This window comes from Microbacterium sp. AISO3, from assembly GCF_002204305.1.
Classification (GTDB): Bacteria; Actinomycetota; Actinomycetes; order Actinomycetales; family Microbacteriaceae; genus Microbacterium; species Microbacterium arborescens.
Genome location: NZ_NHRF01000002.1, coordinates 152,475 through 164,680, shown reverse-complemented (window position 1 = coordinate 164,680; position 12,206 = coordinate 152,475). Strand labels below are relative to the sequence as shown.

At 69.8% G+C, this 12,206-nt stretch carries 11 protein-coding genes; 5 read left to right on the top strand and 6 right to left on the bottom strand.

The genetic code is table 11. The annotated features are described in order from the left end of the window. Positions 1 to 34: 34 nt before the first annotated feature. Complete coding sequence (locus tag CBF90_RS03615; RefSeq protein ID WP_088379944.1) at positions 35 to 2,413, bottom strand: Rne/Rng family ribonuclease; 2,379 nt, start codon at positions 2,411 to 2,413, stop codon at positions 35 to 37. A 278-nt stretch (positions 2,414 to 2,691) separates the two neighbouring features. Here CBF90_RS03615 and CBF90_RS03610 point away from each other — a divergent pair, with 278 nt between their 5' ends. After that, complete coding sequence (locus tag CBF90_RS03610) at positions 2,692 to 3,291, top strand: vitamin K epoxide reductase family protein (RefSeq protein ID WP_088379943.1); 600 nt, start codon at positions 2,692 to 2,694, stop codon at positions 3,289 to 3,291. Between the two features lie 63 nt (positions 3,292 to 3,354). On the opposite strand, the gene ndk is transcribed toward CBF90_RS03610, so the two are convergent. The 4 genes from ndk to ileS are packed head-to-tail and all read right to left on the bottom strand — an operon-like array spanning position 3,355 to position 8,888. Further along, on the bottom strand, positions 3,355 to 3,771 hold the full coding sequence (ndk, locus tag CBF90_RS03605; RefSeq protein WP_023950795.1) for a nucleoside-diphosphate kinase: 417 nt from the start codon (positions 3,769 to 3,771) through the stop codon (positions 3,355 to 3,357). 1 nt (position 3,772) lies between these two features. Continuing rightward, positions 3,773 to 4,174, bottom strand: a complete 402-nt coding sequence (locus tag CBF90_RS03600) for a DUF4233 domain-containing protein (protein ID WP_023950797.1) — start codon at positions 4,172 to 4,174, stop codon at positions 3,773 to 3,775. Beyond that, a complete protein-coding gene (locus tag CBF90_RS03595; RefSeq protein WP_088379942.1) occupies positions 4,162 to 5,514 on the bottom strand; it encodes a folylpolyglutamate synthase/dihydrofolate synthase family protein in 1,353 nt (450 codons plus the stop codon). Before CBF90_RS03595 ends, CBF90_RS03600 begins: the two co-directional genes overlap by 13 nt. After that, positions 5,511 to 8,888, bottom strand: coding sequence for an isoleucine--tRNA ligase (ileS, locus tag CBF90_RS03590; protein ID WP_088379941.1), 3,378 nt, complete (start codon positions 8,886 to 8,888; stop codon positions 5,511 to 5,513). Before ileS ends, CBF90_RS03595 begins: the two co-directional genes overlap by 4 nt. 212 nt (positions 8,889 to 9,100) lie before the next feature. Here ileS and CBF90_RS03585 point away from each other — a divergent pair, with 212 nt between their 5' ends. Together CBF90_RS03585 and CBF90_RS03580 are read left to right on the top strand one after the other, a co-directional pair. Beyond that, positions 9,101 to 9,784, top strand: coding sequence for a hypothetical protein (locus CBF90_RS03585; protein ID WP_036304582.1), 684 nt, complete (start codon positions 9,101 to 9,103; stop codon positions 9,782 to 9,784). After that, entirely contained in the window at positions 9,781 to 10,287 is a 507-nt protein-coding gene (locus CBF90_RS03580; RefSeq protein ID WP_023950805.1) for a GNAT family N-acetyltransferase, read from the top strand. Before CBF90_RS03585 ends, CBF90_RS03580 begins: the two co-directional genes overlap by 4 nt. Positions 10,288 to 10,296: 9 nt before the next feature. Here the strand turns inward: CBF90_RS03580 and CBF90_RS03575 are convergent, their stop codons facing one another. Beyond that, entirely contained in the window at positions 10,297 to 10,713 is a 417-nt protein-coding gene (locus CBF90_RS03575; RefSeq protein ID WP_088379940.1) for an OsmC family protein, read from the bottom strand. Between the two features lie 45 nt (positions 10,714 to 10,758). Here CBF90_RS03575 and CBF90_RS03570 point away from each other — a divergent pair, with 45 nt between their 5' ends. Together CBF90_RS03570 and CBF90_RS03565 are read left to right on the top strand one after the other, a co-directional pair. Beyond that, positions 10,759 to 11,511 (top strand): ATP-binding cassette domain-containing protein, encoded by a 753-nt coding sequence (locus tag CBF90_RS03570; protein WP_088379939.1) that lies wholly within the window; start codon positions 10,759 to 10,761, stop codon positions 11,509 to 11,511. After that, positions 11,508 to 12,179: a methionine ABC transporter permease gene (locus tag CBF90_RS03565; RefSeq protein WP_023950811.1), complete on the top strand. Its 672-nt coding sequence runs from the start codon at positions 11,508 to 11,510 to the stop codon at positions 12,177 to 12,179. The genes CBF90_RS03570 and CBF90_RS03565 overlap by 4 nt, the downstream gene beginning before the upstream one ends. The last annotated feature ends 27 nt before the right edge of the window (positions 12,180 to 12,206 follow it).

Here is a 12,206-nt window from a genome sequence, read left to right as displayed (position 1 = left end):
AGCGATCCCGCGGCGTTCGTCGTGACGATCGACCTCAGTCGTCCGAGGCCGGCGCCGCCGATACCGGGGTGCCGCTGAGGGCGGCGGTCGTCACGCGGCGACGTCCGCGGCCCTGACCGGGAGCCTTGGGTTCGGGGAGCGCGTTGAGCACCGAGTCGAGGAGCAGGTCCTTCTCGGTTCGCGGCGCCTTGGGCTCGGCCTTCTTGCGCCGTGGCTTCTTCGGGCGCTCGACGGGTGCGGACTCCCCCTCCACCGGGACGGTGATGATCTCGGCGTCCTCCTCCGCAGCAGTCGCCTGGATCGTCGACGCGGCGATCTGGGCGAGTGCCGACTTCGCGCCCTCGGTGATGACGTGGGTGCCGCCGTTCGCGGGCGCGGGAGCCGCGTTACCGCCGCCACGGCCGTTGCGGCGCGCCGAACCGTTGCCGTTGCCGTTCTGCGAGCCGGCGCCGCGGTGCTTGACCACCGGATCGTGGTGGACGATGACGCCGCGGCCGGCGCACACCTCGCACGCCTCGCTGAAGGTCTCCAGGAGCCCGAGGCCCAGCTTCTTGCGCGTCATCTGGACCAGACCCAGCGAGGTGACCTCGGCGACCTGGTGCTTCGTGCGGTCACGGCTCAGGCATTCGATCAGACGCCGCAGCACGAGATCGCGGTTGGACTCGAGCACCATGTCGATGAAGTCGACGACGATGATGCCGCCGATGTCCCGCAGGCGCAGCTGCCGGACGATCTCCTCGGCGGCCTCGAGGTTGTTCTTGGTGACGGTCTCCTCGAGATTGCCGCCCGATCCGACGAACTTCCCCGTGTTCACATCGACGACGGTCATCGCCTCGGTGCGGTCGATCACGAGCGAACCGCCCGAGGGCAGCCACACCTTGCGATCCAGCGCCTTCTCGATCTGCTCCGTGACCCGGAACGCGTCGAAGGGGTCCTGCTCGTCCTCGTACTTCTCGACGCGCTCGAGGAGATCGGGCGCGACTCCCGTGAGGTACGACGTGATCGTCGAGTAGGCCTCGTCGCCCTGGATCAGCATGCGCGAGAAGTCCTCGTTGAAGACGTCGCGGACGATCTTCACGAGAAGGTCGGGCTCGGAGTGCAGGAGCGCGGGAGCCTGGATCTTCTCGAGCTGCGAGCTGATGTGCTCCCACTGCGAGGTGAGCCGCTGCACGTCTCGCGTGAGCTGGTCTTCCGTCGCGCCCTCCGCGGCGGTGCGCACGATGACGCCCGACGACTCGGGGAGGACCTCCTTGAGGATGCGCTTGAGACGCGCCCGTTCGGTGTCGGGAAGCTTGCGCGAGATACCGTTCATCGCGCCGCCCGGGACGTACACGAGGTAGCGGCCGGGGAGCGAGATCTGGCTCGTCAGGCGAGCACCCTTGTGCCCGACCGGATCCTTCGTGACCTGGACGAGGACGCGGTCGCCGGATTTGAGTGCGAGCTCGATGCGGCGCGGCTGGTTGCCCGTCTCGACGGCATCCCAGTCGACCTCGCCGGAGTAGAGCACGGCGTTGCGACCACGGCCGATGTCGACGAAGGCGGCCTCCATGCTCGGGAGCACGTTCTGCACGCGCCCGAGGTACACGTTGCCGATCAGCGAGGCGTCCTGGTTGCGCGCGACGTAGTGCTCGACGAGCACGTTGTCCTCGAGGACGGCGATCTGGATGCGACCGTTCTTGGATCGAACGATCATGACCCGGTCGACCGCCTCGCGGCGGGCGAGGAACTCGGCTTCGGTCACGACGGTGCGCCGACGACCCGCTTCGCGGCCGTCGCGGCGGCGCTGCTTCTTCGCCTCGAGCCGGGTGGAGCCCTTGATGCGCTGCGGTTCGGTGATGAGCTCCACCGCGCGCTGGCGCGGAGCAGGCTCATTGCCCTCATCGCCGTTCGACCCGCCGCGGCGGCGGCCGCGACGGCGCGAGCTGCTCGAGCCCGATGAGGACGCGGAGTCGTCGTCCTCGACGTCGTCCGGCAGCGCCGGAAGCGGCGGGATCTCGGGAGCGTAGAAATGCAGCGCGGTGGATACCGCGGAGACGAACTCGGCGGGCAGGAGACCGAGCGAGACCGCGGTCGGAGGGCCGGCGTCCGCCGGCTCTTCGGCGGGGGCGGGCTCTTCTGCGGGGGCGGGTTCCTCCGCGGGCTCGGGCTGCGGAGCAGGAGCCTGCTCTTCCCCACGGACCTCCTCCTGCGCCGGGGAGGACTCCTCAGCAGGCACGGGCTCGTCGGGAGCGGCGGCCGACTCATCGGCGCCAGGAGCGGGCTCCGGGGCATCGTCCTCGGCTGCCCGTCCGCTGTCGATGTGCTCCTCGGTGGCGTCGATCGACGTCACGGCATCGGCCAGTTCGGCCGCGGCGGGGTCTACCGCGTTCTCGGACTCATCGGGGGTCGGGTTGTCATTGCGATCGTCGGCCATCACTGGCGTACTCCTCTTCGGGCGGCACCGCGCGCCACCCGGCACATCTCTGGCGGCGTCGCTCCCGGAAGGACGAGCCGCGAACTCACTCGGTGTGCAGCCGGCTCTCGGCGCGGCCTGCGTGGGCAGCCATTGCCCGAAGTCTCTCGTGACGCACTGTCGCAGCGCGGCTGCGTGCGTGCATCGACATCCATTATCGCACTACGCGCGTCCCTTCGTGGGACGCGGGCCCCGACGCTCACGGCCGGGCCATCGGTAGCGATGCGATAATCGCGATCATGCCCGCTTCCCGAAGCCATGCCCGCCCCGTCGCACTCGCCGTCTGGCTGATGATCGCGGGCGTGATCGGATGGATCGCCGCCTTCGCTCTGACGACCGAGCGACTGCACCTTCTCGAGGACGCGACGGCGACGGCATCCTGCGACTTCAACATCGTCGTGCAGTGCGGTGCCAACCTGACATCGCCGCAGGGGTCGGTCTTCGGCTTCCCCAACCCGCTGCTCGGGCTCACCGGCTGGGTCGCGCCGATCGTGGTGGGCGCGGCGATCCTCGCCGGCGCACGCTTCGCGCGGTGGTTCTGGCTGTTGTTCTGGGCGGGCATGGCGTTCGCGTTCGGGTTCGTGATCTGGCTCATCTCGCAGAGCATCTTCGTGCTCGGCACCCTCTGCCCGTGGTGCATGGTCACCTGGTTCGTGACGATCCCGAGCTTCTACGCCGTGACTCTCCACGTCCTGCGCTCGGGCACCGTTCCGCTCCCGCGTCGAGGCCGCGCTGTCGCGGGCACGCTGTCGGGCTGGGTCCCGCTCCTGGCCGTCCTGAGCTACGTCGCGATCGCCGTCGTCGCGCAGCTCCGGCTGGACTGGATCGGCTTCCTCTGAAACGACGACGCCCGCGAGCCGACGTCGTGACGTCGAGTCGCGGGCGGGATGCCGCTGTGCCGCTCAGCCGAACCAGATCTGCAGCTCGCGGGCTGCGGACTCGGGGCTGTCGGAACCGTGGACGAGGTTCTGCTGAACAGCCAGGCCCCAGTCGCGACCGAAGTCGCCGCGGATCGTTCCGGGGGCCGCCGTCGTCGGATCGGTGGTCCCGGCGAGGGACCGGAAGCCCTCGATGACACGATTGCCGGCGAGGCGGATGGCCACCGACGGACCGCTCTGCATGAACTCGAGCAGCGGCTCGTAGAACGGCTTGCCCGCGTGCTCGGCGTAGTGCTGCTCGAGCAGCTCACGGTCGGCCTCGACCAGACGGATGTCGACGAGCGCGTATCCCTTGGCTTCGATACGAGCCAGGATCGCGCCGGTGAGGCCGCGAGCCACGCCGTCGGGCTTGACGAGAACGAGGGTCTCTTCGGTGGGCATGTCAGTCTCCGTTCGATTCGTCGGCTGCGAGGGCGGCGTTGCGCCGGTCGAGAGCAGCCCCCTTGATGGTCGCATACGCGTACATGCCGCCGAAAACCAGTGCGACGATTCCGAGCGCAGGTACGAGGAACACGCCGAGAGCCAGGATGACCTGGAGGGCCCAGCCCAGCACGATCCCCCACCGGTGGCGCAGGACGCCGGAGGTGACGATCATCGCGACGGCGAGCACCGCGCCCGCGACGACGCCCCACCAGTCCGGCACGCCGTCGGGCAGGACGCCGAGTCCGTACACCGTGAGGCCTCCGAGGAAGACGACGATCGACTCGAACCCGAGGACGACCGAGCCGAGGGACTCGGCGGCACCACGGCGCCGGCGTTCCCGGGGCCGACTCACGCCTGCCATCCCGACTTCCAGTCCTCCGCGGCGGCGAGGGCGATCGCCTCACCGGCCAGCACGACCGAGCCGGCGATGACAACCGCTCGCCGCTCCCCGTCCGCTGCCCACTCGCGCGCTGCCTCGGCCGCCTCGACGAGATCGCGGTGCTCGGTGACGCCGAGCCCCTGTTCCTCCGCGAGGTCGGCCACGAGGGTCGGATCCGAGGCGCGCTCCGAGTCGGGCGCGGTCGCGAAGACGTGAGCGGCGACCGGCGCCAGCGCGTCGACGATTCCGGCGGCGTCCTTGTCGCCGAGGACACCCAGCACGACACCCCACTCGTCGAAGTCGAACGATTCGCGCAGCGCCGCGGCGAGGGCGGCGGCCCCGTGGGGGTTGTGGGCGCTGTCGACGAGCACCGTCGGACTGATCCCGAGCAGCTGCAGCCGGCCGGGAGAGGTGACCGCGCCGAGACCGTCCGCGACGACCTCCGGGTGAAGGGCCTGGTCCTCGGCCCCGATGAGAGCCTCGACGGCGGCGACCGCCAGTGCGGCGTTCTCCGCCTGATGGGATCCGTAGAGAGGCAGGTAGAGCTCGGGGTACTCCCCCGCCCGACCGCGCACGCTGATCTGCTGACCACCCACGGCGAGGCTGTGACCGGACAGGCCGAACTCATCGCCGGCGAAGCCGACGGTGGCAGCGACCTCCGCAGCGCGCGCCCGGATCTGCGCGGCCGCCTCGGGGGTCTGCACGGCCGAGACGACCGCCGCGCCCGGCTTGATGATGCCCGCCTTGACCGCGGCGATCTCGCCGATCGTCTCGCCGAGGCGGTCGGCGTGGTCCAGCGCCACGGGGCCGATGACCGCGACGTCACCGTCGGCGGTGTTGGTCGAGTCCCACGACCCGCCCATGCCCACCTCGACGACGGCGACATCCACCGGAGCGTCGGAGAAGGCCACGAAGGCGAGCACCGTCAGCAGTTCGAAGAACGTCAGGGGGGCGTCGTCCGCAGCGGCCAGCTCGGCGTCGACGAGGTCGACGAAGGGCGCGATCTCCTCCCAGGCGTCGGCGACCGCGGCATCCGCGATCGGCTCGCCGTCGATGAGAATCCGCTCGGTGAACCGCTCGAGGTGGGGGCTCGTGAACAGCCCGGTGCGCAGTCCATGCGCCCGCACGAGGCTCTCGATCATGCGGCTCGTCGAGGTCTTCCCGTTGGTTCCCGTTACGTGCACGACGCGATAGGTGCGCTGCGGGTCGTCCAGCAGCTCGAGGACGCGCCGGGTGCGCTCGACGCGCGGCTGCACCCATTGCTCCCCCTGACGCTGCAGCAGCGCCGTGTAGACGGCATCCGCACGGGCCTGATCGGTCATGCGCTCTCTCCTGTCAGACGGGTGACGCTCACGGTAAGGTCGCCGCGGTTCGCGTAGGTCTTCGCGGCGACGACCGCCGCGAAGTCGGGCTCGTCCGCGGCGTCGAACTCCGCGGACGCGGCAAGGGTCTGCGCGGATGTCCGCACGATCCATTCGCGAGCCAGGGTCTCTCCCGCGACGTCGGCCGCATCGAACGCCGATGCGACAGCGGCGGCGTCCTCGTCGGCATCGAACGCGAGCGCGAGACGGATGCGGTCGCTGACCTCGAAACCGGCGGCCTTGCGCGTGTCCTGCACGGCCCGGATGACGTCGCGCGCGAGGCCTTCGGCCTCGAGCTGCGCAGTGGTCGTCGTGTCGAGCAGCACGAATCCGCCCCCGGACAGGAGAGCGATGGCGGTGCCCTCCGCGACGCCGCCCGCCTCGAGGGTCAGGTCGTATTCGCCGGGCTCGAGGGCGACGCCGTCGACGGTCACGACGCCGTCCTGCTCGCTCCACAGGCCCGCCCGGGCACCCGCGATGACATGCTGCACCTGCTTGCCCAGTCGCGGACCGGCCGCGCGCGCATTGACGGAGAGGCGCTGGCTGATGCCGTACGAGGCCGCGAGGTCGTCGGAGAGCTCGGCGACGGCGACATCCTTCACGTTGAGCTCGTCGCGGAGGATGTCGGCGAACTGCTCCAGAGCCGCCGCATCGGTGATCGCGACGGTGAGCTGCGGCAAGGGCAGCCGGACGCGCTTGCCTTCCTTCTTCCGCAGCGCGTTGGCCACCGACGACACCTCGCGGACGGCATCCATCGCCGAGCGGATGTCGGCGGCCGGAGCGAACTCGGCGGCGTCGGGCCAGTCCTCCAGGTGGACGCTGCGTCCTCCGGTCAGGCCCTGCCAGACCCGCTCGCTCACGAGCGGGAGGAGCGGTGCAGCCACACGGGTCAGCGTCTCGAGCACCGTGTACAGGGTGTCGAAGGCTTCCGTCGACGAATCGTCGCCGGGAACGACGCCCACCCAGAAGCGATCGCGCGAGCGGCGGATGTACCAGTTCGTGAGCGCCTCGGCGAAGTCGCGGAGCTTCGCGGCGGCCATCGTGGAGTCGAGAGCCTCGAGGTCGGCGGCGACATCGCGCACGAGGTCGCCGGTCAGCGCCAGGATGTAGCGGTCGAGCACGTTGGTGGAGTCGGTGCGACGTCGCGCCTGGTAGCCCGTCCCGCCCTCGCCGCCGGCGGCGTTGGCGTAGGTGGCGAAGAAGTACCAGGTGTTCCACAGCGGAAGCAGGAACTCGCGCACGCCGGCGCGGATGCCCTCCTCGGTCACCACGAGGTTGCCGCCGCGCAGCACCGACGACCCCATGAGGAACCAGCGCATCGCGTCGGACCCATCGCGGTCGAAGACCTCGGACACGTCCGGGTAGTTGCGCAGCGACTTCGACATCTTCTGACCGTCGCTGCCGAGCACGATGCCGTGGCAGGCGACGCCCGAGAACGCGGGCCGGTCGAACAGGGCGCCCGAGAGCACGTGCATGACGTAGAACCAGCCGCGCGTCTGCCCGATGTACTCCACGATGAAGTCGGCCGGCGCGTGCTCGTCGAACCACTCGCGGTTCTCGAAGGGGTAGTGCACCTGTGCGTAGGGCATCGACCCCGAGTCGAACCACACGTCGAAGACGTCCTCGATGCGGCGCATCGTGGAGCGGCCCGTGGGGTCGTCGGGGTTCGGACGCGTCAGGTCGTCGATGAACGGCCGGTGCAGGTCGATCTCGCCGGCCTCGTTGCGCGGCAGACGCCCGAAGTCGCGTTCGATGTCCGCGAGCGAGCCGTACACATCGGTACGCGGGTACTCGGGGTCGTCGCTCTTCCAGACCGGGATCGGGGAGCCCCAGAAGCGGTTACGACTGATGGACCAGTCGCGCGCGCCCTCGAGCCACTTCCCGAACTGCCCGTGCTTGACGTTCTCGGGCGCCCAGGTGATCTGCTCGTTGAGCTCGAGCAGGCGGTCCTTGATCGCCGTGACGCGCACGAACCAGCTCGACACAGCCTTGTAGATGAGCGGGTTGCGGCAGCGCCAGCAATGCGGGTAGGAGTGCTCGTAGCTCGCCTCGCGAAGGAGGCGGCCATCGGCCTTCAGCAGGCGGATGAGGGGCCGGTTGGCGTCCATCCACAGCTCGCCCGCCACGTCGGTGACCTGCGGGAGGAAGCGCCCGCCGTCGTCGAGGCTCATGATCAGCGGGATACCGGCCGCGGCAGTCACGCGCTGGTCGTCCTCGCCGTAGGCCGGCGCCTGATGGACGATACCGGTTCCGTCCGTGGTGGTGACGTAGTCGTCGACGAGCACGCGCCATGCCGAACCGGTGCCCCAGGTCTCGGCATCCGCGTAGTAGTCGAAGAGCCGGTCGTACTGCACATCGGCGAGCTCGCTGCCCGGAAGCGTCCGCTCCACCGCCGCGCGCGCTTCTTCGGCGTCGGCGTACCCGAGGTCCTTCGCGTAGCCGCTGAGCAGCTCCTCGGCGAGGAGGTAGCGGTGCGCGTCGGCCTCGGCGCGGTCCTCGTGGACGTCGGCCGCGCCGGCCGGACCGCCGGGCAGCACGACGTAGCTGATGTCGGGGCCGACGGCGAGGGCGAGGTTTGTCGGCAGAGTCCACGGCGTCGTCGTCCACGCGAGAGCGCGCACACCGGTGAGTCCGAGCGACTCGGCCTTGGCGCCCACGAACGGGAAGGTGACGGTTACCGAGGGATCCTGGCGCATCTTGTAGACGTCGTCGTCCATGCGCAGCTCATGGTTCGACAGCGGCGTCTCGTCGCGCCAGCAGTAGGGCAGCACGCGGTGGCCCTCGTACGCGAGGTCCTTGTCCCACAGCTCCTTGAACGCCCAGAGCACCGACTCCATGAAGCCCGTGTCGAGCGTCTTGTATCCGCGCTCGAAGTCGACCCAGCGCGCCTGGCGGGTGACATAGTCCTCCCACTCGCGCGTGTACTCGAGCACGGAGGAACGCGCCTTGTCGTTGAAGGCGGCGATGCCCATCGCCTCGATCTCGCTCTTCTCGGTGATTCCGAGCTGCTTCATCGCTTCGAGCTCAGCCGGGAGACCGTGGGTGTCCCAGCCGAAGACGCGGTCGACCTTCTTTCCGCGCATCGTCTGGAAACGCGGGAAGACGTCCTTGGCGTACCCGGTGAGGAGGTGACCGTAGTGCGGCAGGCCGTTGGCGAAGGGCGGGCCGTCGTAGAAGACCCACTCGGGTGCCCCCTCCCGTCGCGCGATCGAGCTGCGGAAGGTGTCGTCGCGCTCCCAGAACGCGAGCACCTCCCGCTCGACGTCGGGGAAGCGGGGGCTGGGCACGACGCTGTCGGCGGCGGGGCCGAAAGCAGAGGACTTCGGATAGGTCATAGCTTCTCTCGCAGGGTCGGACTTCCTGCGAGGACGATCGTGCGACCGCGGTACCACCCCGCTTGCCCCGGAGGGCCACTCTCCCAGCGGCTGTCACGGGCCTGCCCCGCTCGGTTCTACTGGGCGGATGGCCGCCGTTCTTCCGAGAGCTCCCCGGTGATGGCCGGATCGGTGCTGATGACCCCATCATACCGTCGGCATACGCTGAAGGTATGGCCCGCCCGCGCTCCCGCCCCGCTCCGCCTCGCGCGAGCGACCCCGACCTCCCCCGTCACCTCGAACCTGCCGTCCTGTCTCGGCATGCGGATCTCGTCGGGTCCTCGATCACGGTCGGGGCCGGGCCCGTCGACGGTGCCCACGCACGCGTGAGCGAGAGCGTCGTCGGGCCGGGGACCCCCGACCGGCTCGATCTCACCGGTGCGGTGCTCGCCGACGTCGCGCTCATCGACCTCGCGACGGCCGAGTTCCGCTCGGGCGACGGCAGCTGGCGCACCGTGACACTCAACGGCGGGCGGATCGGCACCCTCGATGCTCAGCGTGCTCGCTGGGACGGCGTCATCCTCCGCGGCATCCGGATCGACTACCTCTCGGTGCCCGCCGCGACGCTGCGGGACGTCCTCATCGTCGATTGCCGCATCGGCACGCTCGACGCCCCGGGTGCGGTGCTCGAGCGCGTCGGTTTCATCGACACCACGGTGGATGAGTTCGACACACGTGCCCTGTCGAGCACGGATCTCGACCTGCGCGGCCTGGAAGCGCTCGCCTTCACCGACATCCGTGCGCTGGCCGGAGCGACGGCCTCCCGTCGGCAGGTCGAGGCGCATGCCCCCGCGTTCGCCGCTGCGCTCGGATGGGACGTGCGCGACGAGGCATCCGCCCCGGAGTCGAACCGATGATCGCCCGCACCGAACGCCTGGTCCTGCGGCTGATGACGGAGGATGACCTGGGCCCGCTCCGCGAGATACTGACCGACCCCATCGCGATGACCGCCTACGAGGGGGCCTTCGACGACGACGAAAGCGCGCAGTGGCTCGCGCGCAATCTTCGTCGCTACGAGGAGGACGGTTTCGGACTCTGGGCCGTCGACCTCCCCGGCGTGGGCATGATCGGGCAGTGCGGCATCACGCGACAGTTCGTCGGCGACGAACAGGTTCTCGAGGTCGGCTACCTGTTCCACAGGGCGCACTGGCATCGGGGATACGCGACAGAGGCCGCGACCGCGGCGCGGGACTGGGGGTTCCGCGAGCTCGGTGCCCCCGCCATCTGGGCCAAGGTCCGTGACACCAACATCGCGTCCATGAACGTGGCCATCCGGCTCGGCATGACCGTTCGCCGCCGATTCATGGTGCACTACCGAGGCGTGGACATGCCTCACCTCGGCTTCGCCGTCGATCGCTGAGCGGCCTCGTCAGATCGCCGACCAGGCCTCGCCACGCACCTCGGCCAGCGGCGAAGCCTGCAGCAGGCGCGAGATCGGGCAACGCGCGTGCGCAGCGACGGCGAGGCTCGAGGCATCGCTCTCGTCCAGCCCCTCGCCCGAGACGAAGGCGGTCACGACGAACTCGTATCCCTCGCGGCCTTCGGCGTCGCGCAAGGCGACCTCGACGCGCACGGCGGTGCGATGCGCTCCCGACACGATCGCCTGCGCCGTGGCGTTCAGGCACGTCGCCCATGCCAGGGCGAGGAGCTGCTCCGGGTTGCTCGCGCGCGTGTCGTGCCCCGGCTGCAACGGGTTGGATACCGCGACCTCCAGACCATCCGGCACACGACTGACCCCCGTCCCGCCGTCGTCGTTCAGAGCTGAGGTGCGGTACCGGGTGGCCATGCGTCGACTATAGTTGAACGTCGTCCAACTATTGGAGGATGCGGCGTGCGCCCGACCGACGATCCGATCTCCCTGAGCGGGGTCGGCGTCACGTACCCTGGCGGCACCCACGCCCTGTCGGGCGTCGATCTCACGGTCGCGCCGGGCGAGATCTTCGGAGTCATCGGCGAGAGCGGCGCGGGGAAGAGCACGCTTCTCGCCCTGCTCACGGGCGAGATCAGCGCGACGGCGGGCGCCGTCCGGGTGCTGGGACAGGACCCGCAGAGACTCAGCCGGGCGGCGCTGCGCACGCTCCGCCGGCGCATCGGAGTGGTGTTCCAGGGCGTGCACCTTCTGGCGAACCGGACCGTGCTTCAGAACGTCTCGATCGCTCTCGATCTGAGTGGCCGCGAACACGCGCGAGAGCGACGGGCCTCGGTCGACGAGGTGCTGCGCTTCGTCGGCCTGGGCGGCCGCGAACACGCGTACCCCGCCGAGCTGAGCGGAGGCCAGCGCCAGCGCGTCGGCATCGCCCGTGCGCTCGTCGCGCGCCCGGACATCCTGCTGTGCGACGAGCCGACCTCGTCTCTCGATGCCAGCACCACCGACGGCGTGCTCGCACTGCTCCGCGCGGCCCGCGACCGGTTCGGCACGACGGTGGTCGTCGTGACACATGATCTCGCCGTCGTCCGGCGGGTCTGCGACCGTGTCGCCCTGTTCGAGGACGGGCGAGTCCACGACATCCTGCGGGTGCAGCCCGAGCCCGACCTCGGCTCGGAGAGCTATCTCGACCGCGCCCGACGGGAGCTCGGCGCATGAGCGGTCTCGCCGACTCGCTCGGCCGCCGGGGCGAAGACCTGCTCGAGGCCCTCGGCGAGACCGGCTACATGCTTCTGGTCTCTCTCGCGGCGGCGGTGCTCCTCGGACTGCCGCTCGGCATGCTCGTATACCTGACCCGCCGGGGCGGCGCCGCACCGAATCGCGCGGTGTGGTGGACCGGGAACCTCTTCATCAACGTCGTCCGCTCGTTCCCGTTCCTGCTGCTCGTCGTGTTCCTCGTGCCGGTGACCCGGCTCGTCTACGGGACGACATTCGGCACGCCCGCGGCGACGTTCTCGCTCTGCTTCGTCGCCGTCGCGATCTACGCGCGTCTGGTGGAGCAGATCTTGCGTGAGATCAGCCCCGGAATCCCGCGGGTCGCTCGCACGATGGGAGCGACGCTTCCGCAGACGATCGTGCGTTTCCTCCTCCCGGAAGCCTTCCCCGGCCTCGTCTACGCCCTGACGTCGGCGACGATCAGTCTGCTGTCGTACTCCACCGTGCTCGGCGTGGTGGGCGGCGGCGGGATCGGCGACTTCGCCCTGCGCTACGGCTACCAGGAGTACGACTATCCGCTGATGTACTTCACGATCGCCGTCATCCTGGTCGTCGTCCTGGTCATCCAATCGATCGGTCACCGCCTGTCGATCCGTCTCGACCACCGTTGACTCCTGCCCATCGACTCTCACAAGGAG